Here is a 21647-nt window from a genome sequence, read left to right as displayed (position 1 = left end):
CGGGTCAGCCCACGTAGAAGTCCTTGCGGGCGGCCACGAACTCCTCGACCGACCGGGCGGCGACGCCCGTCACGCGCTCCACGTCGTCGGACGCACGGTCGTAGCGGTTCTCCTGGTGCAGCCGGGCCATCGTGGCGATGTGCTGCTCGGTGTGCGGCGGAAGCCCCACCTTGGCGAGCACCTCGGTCCGCCACCGGTCCAGGGGAACGTCCACGTACGCCACCGGACGACCCAGCGCCCGGGAGAATTCCTCGGCCATCTCGTGCATGTCGACCGTGCGCGGCCCGGTCAGTTCGTAGACGTGCCCGATGTGTGGTGCGGGGTCGCGGAGCACCGTGGAGACCACCCGGGCGACATCGTCCACGGCGACCGGTGACGTGCGACCCGTGCCGAAGGGCAGCACGATCGTGCCGTTCTCCCGGATCGTCCGGGCGGGCAGGGTGGTGAACAACGGGTTGTCCAGGAAGGACGTCGGGCGGATGTGCACCACGGGCAGGCCCGACCAGTTCAGCACCTGCTCGGCCAGCCAGTGCAGGCGCTGCTGGTGCGACTCCCCGGTGCTGGTGGCGGTCATCTGCGACACCGTCATCTGGGACATGCCGACCAGGCCGTCCAACTGCCCGTGCTCCAGGGCCACGCTGGCCACCACGGTCGTCGCGAGCAGGTGGTCGGGTGACACGGGCATCGCGAAGTACATCCTCCGGACGCCCTCCAGCGCGGCCGCGACGCTCTCGGGCCGGGTCAGATCGCCGACGACGACCTCCGCCCCGAGCGCACGCAGCCGGGCCGCACGATCGTCGTCGTGGCGGACCATGGCGCGTACGGGCACGTCCTGGGCGCGCAGTTGTTCGAGGACGGTACGGCCCACGCCTCCGGCGTTGGCGATGAGTACGGGGTTTCCGGCAGTCATCGGTCGGTCTCCTTCGGGTGACTGGACGGGACGTGGTCACAGGTTCCCGCGTGGTCGGGGCCGCCACTCGGCGTCCACGCCCGCGCCCGTCGAGTGGCGGCTTCGGCGGGGACATCCGTGACGAGGGCGGCCTCGTGGAGGCGAGCTGCAGGGGGCGTGCCCGGCAGGCGCGCCGCCTCCGCCCAGAGCGATACGAGCATATGCTCGTACCTTCGGGGTGGCGATGATTCCTCGCGTTTACGAGTAGCTGCTCTTATCATGGACGGGTACGTTCTGGAGGAGATCATGAGCTCTGCACCGACGAACCTCGGGGACCTGTGCAACAACCTGGCACTCCGCAAGGCGGCCCGCTACCTGGGCGCGACGTACGACAAGGCCCTGGGGCCTGCCGGTCTTCGTGCGACGCAGTTCAGCATCCTCCAGATGCTGAACGGGCACGGAGAGGTGACCATCAGCCATCTCGCCGAGATGATCGCCATGGACCGCACGACGCTCGCCTCCAACCTCAAGCCGCTGGCGCGGGAGGGCCTGGTGACCGTCGAGCCGTCGGCGGCCGACCGTCGCGCGCGCATCGTCGCGATCACCCCGGAGGGCCTTTCCCGGATGAAGGCGGCGATGCCGCTGTGGGAGGCCGTGCAGGAGCGGTTCGAGGAGAACTTCGGCGCGGAGGAGGCCGCCCGGATGCGCGCCTCGCTGAAGGCCGTTCTCGGCACCGGCTTCGAACCGTGGGCCGAGTAGCCGGCGACGGCGCTGCGCGGGCCTGGTGGGCCGGCGCCGACGGTCGGCCGGGGGCACGCGGACGACCGCGGTACCGCCGTCCAGATCCACCAGGGTCCGGTTCGGGGGCGCCCCGTTCTCCTCGTCGTCCCGCAACAAAAGCGCCGTCCGGCGCTCCTGCGGTTCGCTCTGCTTGCCCGGCCGGTTCGCTCTGCTTGCCGGCGAGAACGTCGTGCGGAGCAGTTCGAAGCCCGTCGCCGAGAGCTGTCCCTGCCTGACGCCGTTCCGCCGGGGCAGCGGCCCGGCTCGCCCGGCGCGCAGGAGGAGTTGGTCGACGAGGGCCAGGGCGGTCAGCAGGATGACCGGTCCGGGCACGATCACGAAGACGACGGACCCCATGCGCGCAGTGTCCGGGACGGCGGCTCGCTCGCGCACGGCCCTGATGGACCGGCTCGTTGCGTGCACCTCTGACGCGCACAGCGCTCGCGCACGGCTCCTCCGGGGCCGCCCCGGCTCTTCGGACGTCCGCCGGGGAGCCGCGATCGTCCTCGTGCCTCGGCTGCACACCGAACGTCCGGCCCCGTGCGGGGTCCGGGCCGGGAGCGCGTCCCGGCCCGGACCCCTGTGGCCGGCGCCGCACGGGCGGCCGCGGGCTCATGGCGCGCCGGTGGGGGCGACGCCCGGTGACCGCGGGTGACTCAGCGGCCGGGGGCCCGCTGGGTGACTTCCTGGAGCACCCAGCCGTTGCCGTCCGGGTCGCTGAAGGTGGCGTACGAGCCGTAGCTGGAGCGGTCGGGGTGCGGGCCGGTGATGCGCTCCTGGCCGGCCACGCGGTGGGTGACGTCCCCGCCCTCGTGGCCGTGGAAGAAGATCCCCCCGGCGTCGTGGAAGACCTCGCTCACCTCGACGCCGCGCCCGGCGAGCTCCGCGCGGGCCTCCTCGATGTCGGTGACGACGAGGTAGAGGCCCTGGACGGAACCGGGAGCGGCCTGGGTGAAGCCCGTGCCGAACATGATCGAGCACTCGGAGCCGGGCGGCGTGAGGTGTACCGCGCGCCATTCGTCGCTCGGGGCGGCGTCGAGGTCCAGGCGGAATCCCGCCGCCTCGTAGAAGGCCTTGGCCCGGTCGACGTCGGAGACGGGCAGGACGATGACTTCGAGTTTCAGATCCATGGAAGTTCCTTGTTCTGTGCAACGGCCGCACGGCGCGACCGCTCTGCTCACGGGTCCGTTCCCGCCGCTCCGGCCGGGGCCGGGCGGCGGTGTCGGTGGACCTCGGTGTATATGAGCATATGCTCCTATTGGGGGAGTGGCAAGGTTGTCCCGATTTGGGTTGTGTTGTGCCCGCCACGTCCGGGCGGCCGAGGGCTCCCACCGCCGCTTTCCCGGCGGCCACTCCGCGACCGGCGCCACCGGCCGGGGCATCCGCCGCGAGTAGGGTGGAACCAGCCCGGCAGCCGTGTCCGAGCAGGGGTCCGCAGGCCGGGAAGGCGGCTGCACCGGATGGCGGGTATGAGTGCTCCCGGGAGATTCCTCTCCACGGCAGCAGACACCTCTCCGGCTCCGACGACCGCCGTGGTCGTGGTCGACGGCGCGGGTCTCGTACGGGGCTGGAGCGAGGGGGCCGCGAGACTCCTCGGACGCCCGGTGCCGCCCGCGCCAGGGCGGCCCGCCAACTCGCGGTTTCCTCACGTTCCACGCCGAGGTGATGCCCTCCCCCCGTTATGTTTTTCGCGGTCCTGCAATGGGGCTGCTGGCCTCCGGGCCCGGTATGACTGTGTCCCCTCTGTCGAAGGCATGACCTGGGGGGTGGTGTCGCCGGGCCCGGGAGGTGCCGTCGGAGACGCTGATGAGAGACCCGGCCACCGCCCGGCCTGGTGCAATGCCGGGCAGTTCGCGGGCGGCAGGTCTGCATAACGTGGATGCGCGAGCACGGTGCCACCGCCGAGGCCAGCACGATCAACACCTGCGGAAGGGTGCGATGTTAGACACCGAAGGCATAGGCGTCTTCCTCGGGTTGGACGTCGGCAAGACGGCCCACCACGGTCACGGGCTCACGCCGGCCGGGAAGAAGGTCTTCGACAAGCCGATGCCCAACAGCGAGCCGAAGCTGCGGGCCGTCTTCGACAAGCTCAAGGCCAAGTTCGGCACCGTCCTGGTGATCGTGGACCAGCCCGCGTCGATCGGCGCTCTGCCCCTGACCGTCGCCCGAGACGCGGGCTGCGAGGTCGCCTACCTGCCGGGACTGGCGATGCGGCGGATCGCCGATCTCTATCCCGGAGAGGCGAAGACCGACGCGAAGGATGCGGCGGTGATCGCGGACGCGGCCCGGACGATGCCTCACACTCTGCGGTCGCTGGAGCTGACCGACGAGATCACCGCCGAGCTGACCGTCCTGACGGGCTTCGACCAGGACCTCGCCGCGGAAGCCACCCGCACCTCCAATCGGATACGCGGCCTGCTCACCCAGTTCCACCCCAGCCTCGAGCGGGTCCTGGGCCCGCGGCTGGACCACCCCGCCATCACCTGGCTCCTCGAGCGCTACGGATCCCCGGCCGCACTGCGGAAGGCCGGCCGCCGCAGACTCGTCGAGGTGATCCGGCCCAAGGCCCCGCGCATGGCCGCCCGCCTGATCGACGACGTCTTCGACGCCCTCGACGAGCAGACCGTCGTGGTCCCCGGCACAGACACCCTCAACGTGGTCATCCCCTCGCTGGCCCGCTCGCTCGCCGCGGTCCACGACCAGCGCCGGGCCCTGGAAGCCCAGATCGACACCCTGCTGGAGGCCCACCCTCTTCACCAGGTCCTGACCTCGATGCCCGGAGTCGGGGTCAGGACCGCCGCCGTCCTGCTGGTCACCGTCGGCGACGGCACCGGCTTTGCCAGCGCCGCCCACCTCGCCTCCTACGCCGGCCTCGCCCCCACGACCAAGTCGTCGGGGACCTCGATTCATGGTGAGCACGCACCACGGGGCGGAAACCGGCAGCTCAAACGCGCCATGTTCCTCTCCGCGTTCGCCTGCATGAACGCCGACCCGGCCTCCCGCGCTTACTACGACCGGCAACGAGCACGCGGCAAAACCCACACCCAGGCCCTCCTCCGACTTGCCCGCCAACGCATCAGCGTCCTGTTCGCCATGCTCCGCGACGGCACCTTCTACGAATCCAGAACCCCCGACATCACCCTCGCCGCATGACCACCCCAAACAACACCAAACCCGACGCCACGTCCTTGACGAAGGACATAGAGACACCCCCCGCCGCGGCGCCGGCCCCGGAAGGCCTCGAGGTCTCCCGCATGACGACGAGCCGAACGAGCAGCCGTGGCCGACGCGGCCACGCGCGCGGAGCAAGAGGTCGCGCGCGTACGGGACGATCCGGCCGGACGCTACGCGCTTGCGCGGGATTTCTACCGGCACGCCACGGGCCCCCGCCGCCGCTACGGCCGCGCCGAGCCGAGTTTCCTGCGCTGGTCGCTCGCCCGCGGCGTGCTGGCCCGGAGACCTCCGGCCCGCCGGGCAGCCCCTGGTGGCGTGCCGTCAACGAACGGCTGCCGGACGAGGGTGTCCCGGCCTACGCCTGGCCGCGGGCGGACCGTCCGGTCTGCTACATCGGCAACACGGGACCCCATCTGCGGGCCGTCGCCCGAGTCAGCGGGACACGCCTGCTCTGGGAGCCGTCGCCGCTGCGGGCCGGCCGACGCACTCGACGCCGGTGAGCACACCGTGGCGGTCGCACGCGGAATCCGGCGGGGGAGCGGGCGACTTCACGGCCCTGGCCGCAGGAGGAGTTCGCCCGCGAGACGGACGGCCTCACGCGTGGTGCGTCCAGGGTGGTCAGCGGCGATGAAGTGGCGTCCGATCGCGAGCGTGAAGACGAGGGTGCTGCGCGCCTCGACCTCGTCGGGGTCCGCGAGGAAACTGCCGAACATCGCACGGAGGAACTCCATCCGGGCGTTGTCGATCCGGCGCAGCCGCGTCGCGACCGACGGGTCGTGGCGGGCCCACTCGCGGACCGCGAGATCGACGCGGTGCAGGTCGTCGGCGAAGGTCAGCTCACCGGCGCGCCGGATCCTCTCCGCGGGGCCGCCGCCCTCGGACTCGACCTGGTCGAGGATGTCCCGGGTGCAACGGAGCTCCCACTCGTCGAGCATCTCGTCGAGCAACGCGGGACGGCCGTCGAAGTAGCCGTAGAAGCCGCCCTTCGTCACGCCCAGCTCGGCGGCCAGGGCCTCCACCCGGACGGCGTCCGGTCCGCCGCGGGCCAGGGCGTCAAGTCCCGCTTCGATCCAGCGGCTTCGGGGAGTCCGCGCGGAGGGAGGCATCTGATCACCTGTTCCCGGTGAACGTCGTGTCGAGAGAGGTGTACGGTACCGTACACATCGAATGTACGGGTGCGTACACAACGAGGGGGACGGGGCTGACGATGGACACACGCAGGCGACTCGTACGGTGGGCGAGCGGCATCATGCTCGGGCTGGGAGCAGGCCATCTGCTGCTGCTGGCCGTCATGGCGCGGGAGGCCGTCGCCGACTGGGCGGAACGCGGCCTGTGGGCGGCGGTACCGCTCGCGGACGGCGGCGCCGCGTCGGAGGAGTCTCTGGAGAACCAGCTGACCTTCTGGGCCGGGCCGGGAAGCTTCGCCGTGCCGCTGGTCCTGCTCGGCCTCCTGACCTGGCACCTCGCCGGACGCGGGGTGGCGGTGCCCGCCGGGATCGGCTGGGGCCTGGCGGTCTGGTGCTGCGTCGGCGGCGTCCTGCTCGTGCCTTCTCCCTATTTCGTGGGCGCGGTCTCCGGCGTCCTCATCGTCCTCGCGTCGCGGCGAGGGGACGAGGCGGGAGCGGGAGGTGGCCGGGGGAGCGACCCGGCCTGAGCGCGGTCCGCCCGGGGCGGTGGCCGATCCCGCGGCTGCCCCGCCGGGCGCCTCGCGTCCCCCGGCCGTCCGGCCGGGGACGGGCGGTGTGCCGCGTGGCGAACCTGCGCCATGGCGCGGGAGCGCCAGCCGAATCCATTGTGCGAGGCCGGAGTCGCCCTCGATCATCCAGGACGTCCCTCGTCCCTCCTCGCCCTCTGGGGGTCCTCTTTGCCCGCTGTTGCCATGTCCAGGTCAGGACCGATCGCGCTGGCCGCGGTCGCCGCCCTGACCCTGGGCGTCCTGCCGGCCGCCGCTTCCCCCGGGAACCCGGCCGGGCCGGTCCCACCGGCCGCTGCCCCGTCAGGGCCGCACGGAGACGCCGGCACGCACACCGTCACCCTGATCACCGGTGACAAGGTCACGCTCGGCACCGCGGCCGACGGCACGGCCGTACGCTCCTTCGAAGGCGCGAACGGCACCACCACCGGTTTCCACCGCGCCGTCATCGACGGCTCGACGTACGTCTATCCGGACTCCGTCCTGCCGTACGTGAGCTCCGGCAAACTGGACAGACAGCTGTTCAACGTGACCCGGCTGATCGCCGACGGCTACGACGACGCGCACTCCGCCGAGCTGCCGCTCATCGTGAGCTACACCGACGCCGCCGCCGGATCCCGCAGCCGGCCGAAGGTCGCGGGCTCGACGGTCGTCCGCCGGCTGGACAGCATCCAGGGCGCGGCCCTCGCGCAGAAGCGCACGCAGGCACCGGCGTTCTGGTCCGCGCTCACCGGCGGTGCCGCCGCGGCCGTCCGGTCGGCCGAGCCCGCCTTCGCGGGCGGAGTCGCCAAGGTCTGGCTGGACGGCAGAGTGAGGGCCAACCTGGCCGACTCGACCGCCCAGATCGGTGCCCCGCAGGTCTGGGCCGAGGGCAACACCGGCAAGGGCGTGAAGGTGGCGGTGCTCGACACCGGCCTGGACTCCGAACACCCGGATCTCGCCGGGCAGGTCGACGCGACCGCCAGCTTCGTCCCGTACGAGCCGGAGATGACCGACCACCACGGGCACGGCACCCACGTGGCCTCCACCGTCGCCGGCACCGGCAGCGCCTCCGACGGCAAGGAGCGAGGCGTCGCCGCCGGTGCCCGGATGTCCGTCGGCAAGGTCCTCGACGCCGACGGCGGGGGAGAGGCGTCCTGGATCATCGCGGGCATGGAATGGGCGGCCCGCGACCAGAAGGCCAGGATCGTCAGCATGAGCCTGGGCGGCAGCGGCGACGGCACGGACCCCATGAGCCAGGCGGTCAACCGGCTCAGCCGCGAGACCGGCGCGCTGTTCGTGATCGCGGCGGGCAACGGCGGCCCGCAGTCCATCAGCAGCCCGGGCGCGGCGGACGCCGCGCTGACCGTCGGAGCCGTCGACTCCGAGGACCGGCTCGCCGAGTTCTCCAGCCAGGGCCCGCGTGACGGCGACGGTGGGCTGAAGCCCGAGATCACCGCACCCGGGGTCGACATCCTCGCGGCCCGCTCCCGTCACCGTCGGGGCGGCTCGGGTCACTACACCACGATGAGCGGTACGTCGATGGCGACACCGCACGTCGCCGGCGCCGCCGCGCTGCTCGCCGCCAGGCACCCCGACTGGACCGGTACGCAGTTGAAGGAGGCACTGGTCAGCAGCGCCAAGGCCACGCCGTCGTACACCCCGTACCAGGCGGGTGCCGGGCGGCTCGACGCCCTGGCGGCCGTGCGCGCTTCGGTCTTCGCGACCGCCGGCGTCTCCTCCGGTTTCCACTCCTGGCCCCATGAGCCGGGGGAGACCGACGTGCGGAAGGTGATGTACACCAACACCGGGGACACCCCGGTCGACCTGGACCTGGCCATCGACGCGGACGTCCCGCCCGGGCTGTTCGCCCTCTCCGCGGACCGGGTCACCGTGCCCGCACACGGCACCGCCTCGGTCACCCTGACCGCCGACCTGGACCGGCTCCCGGCCGACCGGACGGTGAGCGGCATGGTCACCGGGACGGACGGCACCGGAAAGGTCCGGACCCGGACGCTGATCGGGACCGCGAAGGAAGGTCAGCGGCAGACCCTGACCGTCGTCGCCAAGGACCGCTCGGGCAAGCCGCTGGCGGGCCGGGTCCTCCTCACCGCCGCCGGCCTCTTCACGGTGATGGACCTCGACGCGTCCGGCACCGGCACCGCGCGGCTCCCCGTCGGCACCTACAGCGGATGGCTGACCGCCGACGTCCGGGGCGCGAACGGGCCGCGCTCGCGCGGCATGGCGCTGCTCGCCTTCAACGACGTCCGGCTGGACCAGGACCGCACCGTCACCCTCGACGGCCGGAAGACCCGGCGGATCCTGGCGCACGTGCCGCGGCGGACCACCGCCGTCGCCCCGCGACTCGACGTCCACCGCTCCTTCGGCGACAGCCTGGTCGAGTCGTCCATGCTGCCCGACGAGTCATACGACAGCATGTGGGCGCTGCCGACCGGCAGGAAGGTCACCAACGGGGAGTTCGAGTTCGGCGCCCGCTTCCGCCTCGAACAGCCCGCGCTGACCCTCGGCACGGCCTCGGCGAACTACGACCTGCTGGTCAAGCGCGCGGCCGATCCCCTGCCGGCCGGTACCCGGACCCTCAGGGCGGTCTTCGCGGGCGAGGGTTCGGCCCGGGAGCGGGCCCTGCGCGACGCGCGCGGCAAGGCCGTGGTCGTACGGCGCGGCGACACCGTGGCGATCAGGGAGCAGGCCGATGCCGCCGCGGCGGCAGGTGCGCGGATGCTCCTGGTCGTCAACGACGGCAGCGGCCGGCTCAAGCCCTGGGACGAGACCGCCTGGAGCCCGCAGAGCCCGGCACCCCTCACGGTGGCGACGCTCAACGCCGACCAGGGCGGTGCCCTGATCGACGCGCTCCGGCGCGGCGCGGTCACGCTGAAGGTCACCTCGCAGCCCACCACCGACTACCTCTACGACGTGGTCCACCACTGGTCCGGTGCCGTGCCCGCCGACCCGACGTGGCGGGTGAGACCGGACGGCCTCGGCCGGGTGGACGTGTCCTTCCGCAACCACCGTCCCGGCAAGGCCAACGAGTTCCGCGCCGACGTCTGGCGGGGCTGGGTCGTCGGGAACCAGCTCGTCGCACCCGCTCAGGGAGAGCGCACCGACTGGGTCACCGCCGAAGCCGCCTGGCTCGAGGACGCCTTCATCCCCGCCGAGACCGGGCAGCACGCCCTCGGCGTCCTGCGCTACCCGGCCGGGAAGCCCGCCCGGGCCCACTGGTTCGGGCCCATCCAGCGGCCCCGGATGGGCCCGATCGGCTATCAGCCGGTGCGCTACCTCGACACCGTGTACATCCCGGCGCCCGGCTGGGGCGACTCCGGCGCCGGTCATGTCGGCGAGACGCACGGGAACTTCGACGTGAGGAACTCGATGACGCTCTACCAGGGGGAGCGGCCGCTCGACTGGGGCAATGCCGAGCGGCTCCAGGTACCCGGGCTCGCCGCGGAGCGGCAGCCCTACCGGCTGGTGGTCGACAACGACCGGGCCGCCTGGACGCATCCGTACTCGACGCACACGACCACGGAGTGGCGGTTCACCTCCGCGGCCACCGGCAGCGACGCGGCCGAGGTCCTGCCGCTGATCCAGCTCGACTACGGTGTCGACACCGACCGGGCCGGCCTGGCCGACCGGCGCGCCGGGCTGACGGTGACCGCCTCGCACCTGCCCGGTACCGCCTCCGCCATGGACAAGGTCTCCGTCGAGATCTCGTACGACGACGGGGCGACCTGGCAGCGGTCCGCACTCGACCGCCGCGGTGCGGGATGGCGCACGGGGCTGCGCGCGCCGAAGTCCGCGGACTTCGTCAGCCTCCGGGTCACCGCCCGGGACCGTGCCGGCAACAGTGTCTCCCAGACCATCACCCGGGCCTTCGGCCTGCGTTGACGGACGCCTGACGGGGCGACACGACGGGCGGGGCGGCCTCGGTCGCCCCGCCCGGTTCCGCGCCGGCGCGGTGGGCCCGGTTCCACCGGGCCGGCAGTCCACCGCGGCCGGCCCGCCCCGGAGGCGCGCCCGCAGGCGCCGACTACAGCCCCAGCAGGGCCTGTTCCACAACCTCGGTGAGGGCGGGGTGGATGTACAGCGCCTCCCGGGAGACCTGGTCCACCGTCTGCCCCAGGGCCATGGCCTGGATCAGGGGCTGGATGAGCGTGGCGGCCTGAGGGCCGATGAGGTGGGCACCGAGGATCGTCCGCTCCCGGGGATCGGCCAGGACCTTCACGAAGCTGGTGGTGTCCTCCAGCGCCCAGCCGTACGCGGTGTCCGCGTAGTCGCGCACACTGACCAGGTAAGGGATCCCGCGACGCCGTGCCTCCTGCTCGGTCAGCCCGACGCCGGCGATCTGCGGACTGGTGAACACGGCGTGCGGCGCGACCTTGTGGGTCAGTGTGCGAACGTCCTGCGGATGGACCATGTTGTGCCGCACCAGCCGTGACTCGGCGTTCGCCATGTGCTTGAGCTGGAAGTGGTTGACCACGTCGCCCAGGGCCCAGACTCCCGGCACCGACGTGCGGTAGGCGTCGTCGGCGGCGATGTGGCCGTGCTCGTCGAGATCCAGCCCACCGGCCGCGGCGTCGAGCCGGTCGGTGTTGGGGCGGCGGCCCACGCACACCAGCAGCGTCGCCGCCCGCAGGACCTGGTCGCCGTCCGGGCCGGTCACGGTGACCGCGACGCCGTCGGCATCCCCGGCGACGGAGCCGACCGCCGTGTCGAGGAGCACGCGGTGCCGACGCGAGGCGAGTTCGGTGAAGCGCGCCGACACGGCCTCGTCCTCCGACGTCAGCAGGCGCGGCCCGCGCTGCACGATGGTCACGTCGGTGCCGAACGAACCGAGGACATGGCTGAACTCGGCCGCGATGAAGCCTCCCCCGATGACGACCATGGACGCGGGCGCCTCGTCGATCCGCATGACGGTGTCCGACGTGTGGAAGGGCACCGTGTCGAGGCCGGGGATGTCCGGTACCAGGGGCCGTGACCCGACGGCGACGACGAACGTGTCGGCGGTGAGCTGCTCCGCTCCGACCTGCAGCACCTTCGGCGCGACGAAGCGTCCCTCCTCGGTGTACACGTCGATGCCGTGCTCCCTGCGGTAGTTCAGCGCGCTGTCGTGCAGCGGGTCGATGCGGCCGAACACCCGGTCCCGGACGGTCTTCCAGTCCACCCGGCCGACGGTCGCGTCGACGCCGAGCCGCGCCGCGGCCCGCGCGCCCTCGACCGCGTCTGCCGTGACGACGAACATCTTGCTCGGAATACAGCCCCGGTTGAGACAGGTCCCGCCGAAGCGGTCGGGCTCCACGACGGCGGTGCGCAGATGAGCGAGTTCGTCGTCGAGCAGCATGTTGCCGCTGCCCATTCCCAGAACCGCGAGATCGTAGTGCCGCATGCCCGCCCACCTTCCGTCGGCGAAATGCCGGCCTCGCAGCGCGCGGCGCGTGGTCCTCCGCAGGAGGCCACAAGTCCCTTTCGTTTCGATTTTGTCCTGATTGCCATAGGCGTGCAAACGCCCTCTCGGGGTTGTGCCGCGCGGTCCGCGCCGCGCGGCACGGCTCTCCCGTGCGAGCGCTGCCGGCGGGACGGAGCAGCGCCCGCCCCGCCGCGCGCCCGTGATCAACCGTTGCCGCCGCTCCCCTCCGGCGCGGCGATTCCGGGCGCGCCCCAGAGGGGGAACCACCGGCTCAGGTCCTCCTCCATCGGCAGGTCGTCCGTGAGCAGGGCCCGCACCTGGAGCTCCAGGGCGTTGTCGCGCTTCTCACCGGTTCCGGGGAGGGGCGCGAAGGGATAGAAGGTGCCGCGCTTGTACAGGTACACCAGGGCCAGCACGCGCCGCGCCGCGGTGTCGTGGAAGCCGACCAGCGAGCACAGCAGGTGCGGGCCGAAACCTGCTTCCTGGAGGAGGGTGTTGACGGCATGCAGGTCGTTGACCAGCGAGGCCGTGTCGTCGGCCGGGTGCCGGGCCAGGAGCCAGGTGTATCCGTACGCGTCGACGGTGAACTCCACCGGTGTACCGCCCCGGTCGGTGTCGGCGTCGAGGAGGTCGCGCACGTCTTCGCGGATCCTCGCGAAGGCCCCTCCCTCGACCCCGGCGAAGCACACCGAGCCCGACCCGGTCGGGACGAGGCCCGCTCCCGCCTGGAGGGTGATCGCCGCGACGGGCAGCCCGAAGAGCCGGTCGAGATCGGGCCGTACCGGCTTGCTGCGGCCGAGGATGGAGTCGAGGAGTCCCATGGGAAGTGTCCTGTTCCTCGGGTGCGGGCCCGGCAGGGTGCCGAGCCGGTCACGGGCGGCCCAGTTGCAGGGAGATCCTGCCCAGCTGGTCCAGGCGCTGCTCCAGCGTCGGGTGCGAGGAGAGCAGCCTGCCCAGGCTCTCCTTGGAGGAGAAGGCCGGGGCGAACCAGAAGGCGTTGAACGGCTCCGCCTTGCGCAGGTCCTGCGTCGGGATCCTGGCCATCTGGCCGGTCACCTTGGTGAGCGCCGACGCGAGTGCCGACGGGCGACCGGTGAGGAGCGCGGCCGCACGGTCTGCGGACAGCTCCCGGTAGCGCGACAGCAGCCGGGTCAGCAGGAAGCTGATCACATAGACGACGGCGCTCACGAGCGGGATCACCAGAACCGCTATGGCGGTGTTGCTGTCGCGGCTGCTGCGTCCGAGTCCGCTGTAGAGCCACACCCGGGCCATCATCCCCGCGAGCACGCCGAGGAAGGAGGCGATGGTCATCACGACGACGTCGCGGTGGGCGACGTGCGACAGCTCGTGCGCGATCACGCCCTCCAGTTCCTCCGGCTCCAGTCGGCGCAGGAGTCCGGTCGTGGCGCAGACGAGGGCCGTCTTCTCGTTGCGTCCGGTGGCGAACGCGTTCGGCACGTCACTGTCGGCGACGGCCACACGGGGCTTGGGCATGTCGGCGAGGGCGCAGACGCGGTCCACGGCTCCGTGCAGTTCGGGCGCCTGCTCGGGGGTGACCTCGCGGGCGCCCATGCTGTACGCGGCGATCCGGTCGCTGAACCAGAACTGCGCGACGAACAGACTGCCCGCGATCACGAGGACGAGGAGCCAGGAGTCCCGGAGGACGGCCAGCAGAACGCCCACGAGGACGACGTACAGCAGCCCGATCAGGAACATGGTCGTCACCATGCGGGTGGTCAGTCCCCGGTCGGCCGCATAACGTGAAGAAGATCGGGTCCGTGGCATCCGGCTCACACTCCAGGCGGAATTCCGTCCCCACCCCTCACTACCGAGTATGCGCCGCCGCCCAGAGCCGGACGAGGGGGGCCGAGGCCGGCGCGGCGGGATCTTGGCCGGCGTCGTGAACCGGTGGTTACGGCGATGCCCGGGCACGTGATGCCGGACGCGCCGTCAGCGCCACGCGTGGCGGATCTCGAGGCGTCCGAACCCCATGGTCCCGGAGATCCGGATCCTCGGCCCGCCGGGGCGGGTGCGCCGCCGGGTCCTGTAGAGCGTGTCCTTCCACCCGGTTCGCACCTCCTCGGCGTCGACGATCGCGTCGCGAGGCACCGTGATCTTGGCCTTGCCGGTGCCGAGGTGCAACTCGATGTCGATCACCGGATGCTCGATGACCGCCCGGGACAGGTCCAGGTGCACCCTTCCGTATGCGGACTCGACCTTGAGGAACCGGGGCACCCGCCATGCACCGCGCCGCCGGATCCGTCCGCCCGCGACGGCGATCGTGGACGGGGTGGCCGCATCCTCCTGCGGGAGCGGGTCCAGCGCCGACACGAGCTCGCCGTGCGTCCTGGCGGTGAGCAACCGGTGAAGGCGCTCGTCCAACTCCTCGTGCGAGAGGTGACCTTGGGCGTACGCGTCCTGGAGGCGCTGCACGGCCCTGTCGCGGTCGTCTTCTCTGATCAGTCGCGTCGGGTCTTCCGGCAGAGAGGTCACCGTTGCACTCTAGTGCTGCGAAGGCGACGCGAACCCGTCAAGGTCCGTCGCCGGCGCGGCATTCGAGGGGAAGGCCGGCCACTCGGATCACGGTGCCTCGACCTCCGGACCCGCGGCCGGAGGACTCGTACCGCGTCGGGCGGGGAGTGCCCGTCAGGGAGCGGCGTCCGGTGCGTGGGGTCTCCCCGGCCCCTCCGGGCCGAGGGGAGGGATCGCGAGGCGCGGATCGACCTCGCAGTGGGTCCACTCGGTGGATTCGGCAACGCCGCGAGTCGCCGTGCCGGGCGTCGCGACGGGGCGAACGTTGCCTGATGCGGCACTGGATGATCCAGGCGAAGCGTCCAGGTCGGGATGCTCCTTCAGCATGTCGTCGGTCGTCGCATAGAGTGCTGCCGCGAGGGTGTCCACGTCGTTCGTCACAAAACGATCTTGGACACCCTCGTTCTCGTCTCCGCAGGCACCCCTTGGACCACACCACCAGGAGGAACCGGTGTCATACCCGCAACTGCTCACCCCCGAGGGGAAGCTCGCCGACGCGAAGAAGCTGTTGAACCTCCCGCACATCGTCGTGATCTGCGGCTCCACCCGCTTCATGATCGAGATGAACGAGGCCGATCTGCGGGAGACCGGAGCCGGAAGGATTGTCGTCAAACCGGGCTGCGACATGAAGTCGCCGCACGAACTCTGGTCCGATCCTGCCGAGGCCGAGGCGCTGAAGGTTCGACTCGACGATCTGCACCGGGCGAAGATCCGGCTCGCTGATGAGGTGCTCGTAGTCGGCGACTACATCGGAGACAGCACCCGAGCCGAAATCGCCTACGCCCGGTCGCTGGGCAAGCCCCTGCGGTTCACGCACCCCGAAGTCGACCCCGCCGCCTGACCGTCTCGCGGTGTCCTCGGCCGCCGCCCGCCCCACACCCTCCGGAGGCATCCCTTGGAACTGATCATCTAGCGTGAGGGGTGCTTCCCCATCGCCTCCAGCTGGGCGGAGAGGGTCGAGACGCTCTGGAACGTCATGCCGAGGAGGGAGACGTGCTTCCAGTGCAGGGTTCCGTCCGGGGCGACGAGGAACACGGCGCGGCGCAGACCGATGCCCGGGGTGCTGACGCCGAACGCCTTCGAGACCGTGCGGTCGGTGTCGGCGAGCAGCGGGATGCGCAGTGAGTGCTTCCTGGCGAAGGCCTCGTGGCTGTCCACGCTCTGGGGGCTGATGCCCCACACCAGCGCGCCGCAGTCCTCGAACACCTCCAGCCCGCTGGAGTAGGAGCACAGCTGCTTGGTGCACACCGGAGTGTCGTCACCGGGGTAGAAGGCGAGCATGAGCGGTGTGCCCCGCTGCCCGGACGCGGTGAACTCGCGGCGCTCGAACGAGTCGCCCACCAGGACACCGCCCGGCAGGGAGAAGTCGGCGATCTGCTCGCCCACTCGAGGGCCTGCGCTCATGTACGCCTCCGTATCGGAACGACCGTGATGAGCTGTCACCGACCGTGCCCGGTGCAGCGGCGCCCATCGTGTCAGGCCCGCCGAGGGGCGGCGCCACCGGGGCACCGGCATTCGGAGCCGCGACCGCGGCCCGGCCGGCGCGCGGGCCCGGGCCCGCGGGCGGTCTTCGAACTGTCGGTGACCGCACCTGACCGGCCCCCGCACCTGACCGGCCCCCGCGCGGGCCCGTGCCCGCGCGGGCGCCCCCGCTCCCGGCCGGCGCCGGGCGGGCGTCGGTGATTCTCGTGCAGAGCACGGAAGTCCTCTCCTGCGCTTCGGGCGAGCGGCGGGGCCGGCGGGACGACATGGTGCTCGGGCCGCGCCCACCTGAAGCGTGCGGAATCGATGAAGTGGCGCAATCGCCAGGCCGGTTGGAGACCCGGGCCGATGGTGTGCCGACGGTCATCCGTGCGCGGGGCGACCCGGTGGCGACATCGAGCGGTGCGCGGCCAAGACGACCGCCGCGCCGATCGACGACTTCCCGTCCGGAAGGAGGGGGGCGAAGGGCGTCAAAGATGGTTAGCCTTGCCTAAGTTGTCGTGCGGTTCCCGGGCACTTCTGAGCCGTATCCGGAGGGATGCGTGGAGAAGCCGGAGCTCCGGGGACGGGACGTGCTGTGGCGCGCAGTCCGCGGCCAGCGTCGCTCCGTCGCGCTCGGCGTGCTCCTCGGGGCGTGCCATCAGGGTGGCGAGGCGGTCGTGCCCGTCCTCATTCGGACTGGCCGTCGATCAGGGAGTCGTCGAGGGGGATGCCGCTGGTCTGATGCTGTGGCTCGGCGTGCTCGCCGTCGTCTACGTCGGGCTCTCCTTCAGTTTCCGGTACGGCGCCCGGGCGGGCGAACGCGCCTCGTTGACGGCCGCCCATCTGCTCCGCGTCGCTCTCGTCGAGCGCGTCCTCGCACCCGAAGGAGGCGCCGAGGACGGCCGGTTGCCGGGCGAACTGGCGAACATCGCCACCGAGGACGCCAAACGGGTCGGCGCCGTGTCCATGGCCGTGAGACGGCGGCCGTCTGTCTCCAGGGCGGCACGGAGCACACCCACGGTCTCGCGTCGACCCTGCTGTCGACGACCGCGGTGCGGGCCGGGGAGATCTGCGGCGCGCTCTTCGCCGACCGGGCGGCACGTACGTCCAGGACGGACTCCGCCGCCTGAGCGTGCGTGCCGCCGGCGCCGCGGCTCCGCTGGCGTCCGGCGGGCCGCGCGGTCGCCGTCGCGGTGCGTCCGGGGCGGATTGCCGTGATCCCCTCCCACGTCCTGAACGATGCCTTGGGTAAGCCTGCCTGCCTGTCCTGCGTGTCCTGCGCGCCGGCGCTGCCGGACACCTCGGCGCTCCCGGTCTGGGTATCCGGCACGGGCGACGGTGAGTACTCGTGCTCATGCCCGGCCGGATCCCGCACTCGACGATGAGGACCATCACCGCCGAGACCGGGAGACCACATGCTCAGCCGCCTCGCCGAGGTCCTGGTGCCGGCCTTCGGCCGACTCACCGTGACCACGGACACCCGTGCCGTCCTCGCGCCGGGCAGCATCATCGCCGCCAACCACACCTCGCTCGCCGACCCGGCCGTCGTTCTCGCCGCGCTGCACCACCTCGGCGTCGAACCCGTCGTCATGGCCACCGCGGGTCTGTGGCGCATCCCCGTGCTGGGCGGCGTGCTCGCCCGCGGGGGCCACATCCCCGTACACCGCAACGACCGGCGCGCCGCCCGCTGCCTCGACCTCGCCGCGGCCGCACTGGGGGAGGGACGACTCGTCCTCATCTACGGGGAGGGCGGGATCCCGCCCCGTGCGGACTCCGCCGAATCCCCGCCCGTGGCCTTCCGCAGCGGCCTCGCGCGACTCGCCGGGCGCACGGGTGCGCCTGTCGTACCCGTGGGCCAGGCCGGGGCCCGCCGGGTCACCTCGGGGAACGTCGCCAAGCAGATCGCTGGTCTGGCCACCGCGCCCCTGCGCCGCCCGGCCCTGCACGTCCACGTCGGAGCACCGGTCCGTCTCAGGGGCGACCGGTCCGCCCGTACCGCCGAGGCGCACGGTGCGGTGACGGCTGCCTGGCTGACGGCGGCCGCCCGGCTGGGCGAACCCGCCGCGCACCGCTTCCCGAGTCCGGCTGCGCCCCGGCACGGAACGGGGCGTTCGGCGGATCGTGGCGCCGTTCCCGGCCTGGCCCGGCGGCGGTGACGCACACGGTGGGAGCCGCGCTGGTCCCCACTCGACGGCAACGGAGGCCTGTGGAAGCCGTGATGGGGAACCCGGCAGGGACGGCGGGCCGGGGAAGCCGGTGGCCCGGAAGCCGTTGTGCTGGTCGGGCGTGGTGCGCGAGGCCCACCGCCGGTCGTCGCGCCCACGGAAATTGCCTACCGCGTCCGCCGGAAAGAACGGAGACTCGGTTCATGAGTGACATGGGGTTGTTCCAGGAGGCGGTCACCCAATGGGCGGCCGGTGGGCCCGGCGACGGAGCCCGGGAGCTGGCAGCGCGGTCGCGCGTCCGCACGGTCGTCCTCCTCGAGGGGCCGAGCGACGTCGCCGCCGTCGGCGTGCTGGCGGCGAGCCGCGGCCGGGACCTGGCGGCCGAGGGCGTCTGCGTGCTGTCCATGGGCGGTGCGATGAACGTCGGGCGCTTCGCCCACCTCCTCGGCCCGCCCGGGCTGGGCCTCCGCCTCACGGGACTCTGCGACGAGGCGGAGCGCCGGTACTACGCCCGCGGCTGGGAGCGGGCCGGCGCAACACCGCAGGGGTTCTTCGTCTGCGCCGCGGACCTGGAGGACGAACTCATCCGCGCGCTGGGCGTGACACGCGTGGAGGAACTCGTCCGGGCGGAAGGCGACCTGCGCGCCCTGGAGACCTTCCAGCGCCAGCCCGCGCAGCAGGGCCGCACGCCACAGCAGCAGTTGCGGCGCTTCCTCGGGACGAAGAAGGGGCGCAAGATCCGCTACGGTCACGTCCTCGTCGAAGCACTCGACCCCGAAGGCGTACCGGCCCCGCTCGACGACCTGCTCACCAGCCTCTGACCGCCGGGCGCCGAGCGCCCGTCTCGTGCTCCGTCGCGTCGACCGGTCACGACCCGAGCGCGCGGCCGGCGGGTCCGGGGACACGCCGGGGCCGTGCGTCGCCGCCCCGGCGCCTCACCGACCGCCCGTTCACCACCTGCGGTCCAGCAAGCAGGCGAACAGCGCGTCCAGTTCCCCGGCCGCACCCGGCGCGAGTCCCCCACCCGGCAGGGCGTGGCGCGCGGCGCCGAGATGCCGGCGCGCCTCCGCACGGGTCGCGGCCCGCCCGCCCGCCTCCTCCACCAGCACGGCGGCGTGCGCCGCCGCCGCGCCGTCCAACGGCCCGGACGACTCCAGCAGTACCCCCAGCTCGCGCGCGGCCGGACCATCTCCCGCCAGCGCGGCGAGCACCGGATAGGTCTTCTTGCGCATTCGCAGGTCGCCGTGGACGGGCTTTCCCGTCACCGCCGGCTCACCCCAGATGCCCAGCAGATCGTCCACCGCCTGGAAGGCCACGCCCAGATGCCGCCCGGCCCGCTCCAGCACCCCCACCGTTCCGGCAGGAGCGCCGCCCAGCACCGCACCGAGCGCGACCGCGCAGCCGAGCAGGGCCCCCGTCTTCTGCTCCGCCATCGACCGGTACTGGTCCATCCGCACCGCGTCCGGCCCGCTCCACGGGAGCCGTTCGAACCGCAGGTCCTCCGCCTGGCCGCTGACGAGCGCGTTGAGCGTCCCGCACAACAGCCGTACGGCGTCCCCCGTCCGCGGCCCCGGTGCCTCGGCCAGACACTGCACGGCGAGGGCGAGGAGCGCGTCCCCGGCCAGGACAGCCGGACCCGTCCCATAGGCCTTCCACACCGCCGCGCGCTGCCGCCGCAGGCCGTCACCGTCCATGATGTCGTCGTGCATCAGGGAGAACGTGTGCACCAGCTCCACGGCCACCGCCCCCGCGACGGCCACACCGCCGTCAGCCCCCACCGCCTCGGCCCCCAGCACGGTGAGCGCCTGCCGCACGCCCTTTCCCTCGGAGCCGCCGGGATCGGGTGTCCCGGCCGCATCGCGCCAGCCCAGCGCGTACGCCGCCATCTCACCGGTCCACGGATGCAGCTGCCCCACCGCCTCCACCAGCGCCGGCCGCACCAGCTCACGACAGCGCCTCAGAACGCGGCCCACAGCGGCGTTGCCGCCGCGCGACGCACCTGCCTCGGCAGCGTCCGGCGACCCGGGAACGTCCGGCGCCCCGGCAGCTTCTGCCGACCCGGCAGGGGCGTACACCGATGACGAGGAGGCGCTCATCGCAGGCCCTCCACATCCGCCGCCCGCAGCGCTTCCGCTCCGCCCGCCGGCAGCACCGGCTCCCCACGGCCCACACCGCCGTCCGGCACCTGCTCCCCGCCGCCGTCCGGCAACGGCCCCACCCCCAGCTCGGCCGCCGCCTTCTCCACCATCTCCCGGGCGTGGCGCAGCCCGATGCGGTCCAGCGTCGAGCGCAGCTCCGCCAGCTCGGCCGCGCTGCGGGAGGCGTCCCGACCCAGTCGGGCACGTGCCTTGACCAGCCCCAGCCGCGACAGTGCCGTCCCCCGAGGCTCCTCCATGTCGCGGAACTCCTCCAGCGCCCGCTCGTAGAGCTCCCGGGCCTCGGCGTAACGGCCCGCACGGTACAGCACGTTGCCCTGCATCTTGTGGTTGTAGGCGAGCGCGCTCGACAAGCGCATGTCACGGCAGGCCTCCTCCGCCTGCGACAACAGCGACAGGGCGCGTTCCACCTCGCCGTCGCGCACGGACACCACGTCCGCGATGCCGCGCAGCGCCCAGGCCCACCCGCGCCGGTCCTCCGCACGCAGCGCCGTGTCGGCCGCCTCCTCGAACAGTGCCAGGGCCTTGTCGTAGGCACCGGTGTTGCGGTGCATCTGCGCGATGCCCTCCAGGGCCCACACCGTGTGCCGGGCCTCGCCACGACGGCGGGCCTCGGCCAGTAGCTGCTCGTGCAGCCTGCCCACCGCCTCGTAGTCGCCCTGGATCCGCCCCGTCTCGGCGAGCCCGGCCAGCGAATAGCCCCGTACGACGACGTCGCCACCCTGCTTGCCCATGTCCGCCGCCAGCCGCAGCAAGCGGTACGCCAGAGCGAACGACCCCCGCTGCCGGGCCAGCGTGCCCCCACTCCACAGGGCCCACGCCATCGCGCCCTCGTGACCGGCCGAACGAGCTGCCCGGTAGCTCGCCTTCCACGCCCGGTCCGCCTCCTCGACACGCCCCAGCCGCCGGCACGCCTCGGCCACGGCCAGCCCGCAGCGAGCAACCTCCCGCCGGTCACCGGCCCGCTCCGCCGCCCGCAACTCCTCCACGCCCCGGGCGAGCACCTCCGGGAGCGAGGCGTTCACCGAGAGCGACCCGAGAGCACCCTGGTACTCCGGGGCGGAAGCCTTCGCCCGCTCCGTCGCGCTCACCTGACTGGCCATCAAAACTCTCTCCTCCGGTCGACTTGGTGATCAAGATGCCGACGGAGGGCGGAGGTTCCGCATGAGCCGCGATATCAGTCTCGGTACGGGGGCCGCGTCATACTCAAGTGCTACGGGCGCGGGAGGAGATCGTCGGCGAGGTGTACGGCAGTCCTGCGCCCTGCGACGGCCCGCCCGCGGTGACGGATCCGGTCGCCGCTGTCCGGCATCGCCGTCACGACGGCCGGACCGGCCGGACCCGCGGCACCGACCGGTCCGGGGGTTCCGCGACGGAACCGGGCCCTGCCGGA

General features: G+C 72.5%; 18 protein-coding genes and 3 pseudogenes. 9 read left to right on the top strand and 12 right to left on the bottom strand.

The window, feature by feature from the left end; genetic code table 11:
• Window positions 1-4 precede the first annotated feature (4 nt).
• Window positions 5-910 carry an NmrA family NAD(P)-binding protein gene (locus tag QRN89_RS01645; protein ID WP_290347535.1) on the bottom strand — a complete coding sequence of 302 codons (906 nt, stop codon included), beginning with the start codon at window positions 908-910 and terminating at the stop codon, window positions 5-7.
• Window positions 911-1195: 285 nt separating this feature from the next.
• Between QRN89_RS01645 and QRN89_RS01640 the strand changes: the two genes are divergently transcribed.
• Entirely contained in the window at window positions 1196-1648 is a 453-nt protein-coding gene (locus QRN89_RS01640) for a MarR family winged helix-turn-helix transcriptional regulator (protein WP_290347534.1), read from the top strand.
• A gap of 48 nt (window positions 1649-1696) precedes the next feature.
• Here the strand turns inward: QRN89_RS01640 and QRN89_RS01635 are convergent.
• Both QRN89_RS01635 and QRN89_RS01630 read right to left on the bottom strand, forming a co-directional pair.
• A pseudogene (locus QRN89_RS01635) lies at window positions 1697-2026 on the bottom strand (DUF6191 domain-containing protein); the annotation flags it as partial.
• Window positions 2027-2325: 299 nt separating this feature from the next.
• Window positions 2326-2799, bottom strand: coding sequence for a VOC family protein (locus QRN89_RS01630; protein WP_290347533.1), 474 nt, complete (start codon window positions 2797-2799; stop codon window positions 2326-2328).
• Window positions 2800-3607: 808 nt separating this feature from the next.
• On the opposite strand from QRN89_RS01630, the gene QRN89_RS01625 reads away from it, so the two are divergent.
• A complete protein-coding gene (locus tag QRN89_RS01625; protein ID WP_290347483.1) occupies window positions 3608-4822 on the top strand; it encodes an IS110 family RNA-guided transposase in 1215 nt (404 codons plus the stop codon).
• A 569-nt stretch (window positions 4823-5391) separates the two neighbouring features.
• Here the strand turns inward: QRN89_RS01625 and QRN89_RS01620 are convergent.
• Window positions 5392-5949, bottom strand: a complete 558-nt coding sequence (locus QRN89_RS01620; protein ID WP_290347532.1) for a TetR/AcrR family transcriptional regulator — start codon at window positions 5947-5949, stop codon at window positions 5392-5394.
• Between the two features lie 101 nt (window positions 5950-6050).
• Here QRN89_RS01620 and QRN89_RS01615 point away from each other — a divergent pair, with 101 nt between their 5' ends.
• Both QRN89_RS01615 and QRN89_RS01610 read left to right on the top strand, forming a co-directional pair.
• Complete coding sequence (locus QRN89_RS01615) at window positions 6051-6497, top strand: DUF6463 family protein (protein ID WP_290347531.1); 447 nt, start codon at window positions 6051-6053, stop codon at window positions 6495-6497.
• A gap of 225 nt (window positions 6498-6722) precedes the next feature.
• Window positions 6723-10418, top strand: a complete 3696-nt coding sequence (locus tag QRN89_RS01610; RefSeq protein WP_290347530.1) for a S8 family serine peptidase — start codon at window positions 6723-6725, stop codon at window positions 10416-10418.
• 142 nt (window positions 10419-10560) lie between these two features.
• On the opposite strand, the gene QRN89_RS01605 is transcribed toward QRN89_RS01610, so the two are convergent.
• The 5 genes from QRN89_RS01605 to QRN89_RS01585 all read right to left on the bottom strand — a co-directional run bounded on the left by QRN89_RS01605 (window position 10561) and on the right by QRN89_RS01585 (window position 14850).
• The gene (locus QRN89_RS01605; protein ID WP_290347529.1) at window positions 10561-11916 is read right to left on the bottom strand and encodes a mycothione reductase; all 1356 of its coding nucleotides are present in this window, start codon (window positions 11914-11916) and stop codon (window positions 10561-10563) included.
• 224 nt (window positions 11917-12140) lie between these two features.
• A complete protein-coding gene (pspAB, locus tag QRN89_RS01600) occupies window positions 12141-12758 on the bottom strand; it encodes a PspA-associated protein PspAB (RefSeq protein ID WP_290347528.1) in 618 nt (205 codons plus the stop codon).
• A gap of 49 nt (window positions 12759-12807) precedes the next feature.
• The gene (gene htpX / locus QRN89_RS01595) at window positions 12808-13722 is read right to left on the bottom strand and encodes a zinc metalloprotease HtpX (protein WP_290347527.1); all 915 of its coding nucleotides are present in this window, start codon (window positions 13720-13722) and stop codon (window positions 12808-12810) included.
• Window positions 13723-13887: 165 nt separating this feature from the next.
• Window positions 13888-14430 carry a DUF1707 domain-containing protein gene (locus QRN89_RS01590; protein ID WP_290347526.1) on the bottom strand — a complete coding sequence of 181 codons (543 nt, stop codon included), beginning with the start codon at window positions 14428-14430 and terminating at the stop codon, window positions 13888-13890.
• Between the two features lie 153 nt (window positions 14431-14583).
• Window positions 14584-14850, bottom strand: a complete 267-nt coding sequence (locus tag QRN89_RS01585) for a hypothetical protein (RefSeq protein ID WP_290347525.1) — start codon at window positions 14848-14850, stop codon at window positions 14584-14586.
• Window positions 14851-14920: 70 nt separating this feature from the next.
• On the opposite strand from QRN89_RS01585, the gene QRN89_RS01580 reads away from it, so the two are divergent.
• Window positions 14921-15310 carry a hypothetical protein gene (locus QRN89_RS01580; RefSeq protein ID WP_290347524.1) on the top strand — a complete coding sequence of 130 codons (390 nt, stop codon included), beginning with the start codon at window positions 14921-14923 and terminating at the stop codon, window positions 15308-15310.
• A 68-nt stretch (window positions 15311-15378) separates the two neighbouring features.
• Here the strand turns inward: QRN89_RS01580 and QRN89_RS01575 are convergent, their stop codons facing one another.
• Window positions 15379-15873, bottom strand: a complete 495-nt coding sequence (locus QRN89_RS01575; protein WP_290347523.1) for a peroxiredoxin — start codon at window positions 15871-15873, stop codon at window positions 15379-15381.
• 620 nt (window positions 15874-16493) lie between these two features.
• Between QRN89_RS01575 and QRN89_RS01570 the strand changes: the two are divergent.
• The 4 genes and pseudogenes from QRN89_RS01570 to QRN89_RS01555 all read left to right on the top strand — a co-directional run.
• Window positions 16494-16908: pseudogene (locus tag QRN89_RS01570) on the top strand (ABC transporter ATP-binding protein); the annotation flags it as partial.
• Window positions 16909-16910: 2 nt separating this feature from the next.
• Window positions 16911-17063, top strand: a pseudogene (locus QRN89_RS01565) (L-lysine 6-monooxygenase); the annotation flags it as partial.
• A gap of 285 nt (window positions 17064-17348) precedes the next feature.
• Entirely contained in the window at window positions 17349-18089 is a 741-nt protein-coding gene (locus QRN89_RS01560) for a lysophospholipid acyltransferase family protein (RefSeq protein WP_290347522.1), read from the top strand.
• Between the two features lie 212 nt (window positions 18090-18301).
• Complete coding sequence (locus QRN89_RS01555) at window positions 18302-18919, top strand: TOPRIM nucleotidyl transferase/hydrolase domain-containing protein (protein WP_290347521.1); 618 nt, start codon at window positions 18302-18304, stop codon at window positions 18917-18919.
• Window positions 18920-19048: 129 nt separating this feature from the next.
• Here the strand turns inward: QRN89_RS01555 and QRN89_RS01550 are convergent, their stop codons facing one another.
• Both QRN89_RS01550 and QRN89_RS01545 read right to left on the bottom strand, forming a co-directional pair.
• Window positions 19049-20194, bottom strand: coding sequence for a polyprenyl synthetase family protein (locus QRN89_RS01550; RefSeq protein WP_290347520.1), 1146 nt, complete (start codon window positions 20192-20194; stop codon window positions 19049-19051).
• Window positions 20191-21357 carry a tetratricopeptide repeat protein gene (locus tag QRN89_RS01545; protein WP_290347519.1) on the bottom strand — a complete coding sequence of 389 codons (1167 nt, stop codon included), beginning with the start codon at window positions 21355-21357 and terminating at the stop codon, window positions 20191-20193. Before QRN89_RS01545 ends, QRN89_RS01550 begins: the two co-directional genes overlap by 4 nt.
• Window positions 21358-21647 lie beyond the last annotated feature (290 nt).

The organism is Streptomyces sp. HUAS CB01 (assembly GCF_030406905.1).
Classification (GTDB): domain Bacteria; phylum Actinomycetota; class Actinomycetes; order Streptomycetales; family Streptomycetaceae; genus Streptomyces; species Streptomyces chengbuensis.
The sequence above is the reverse complement of the archived record's forward strand: the minus strand, read 5'-3'. Positions and strand labels throughout refer to the sequence as shown.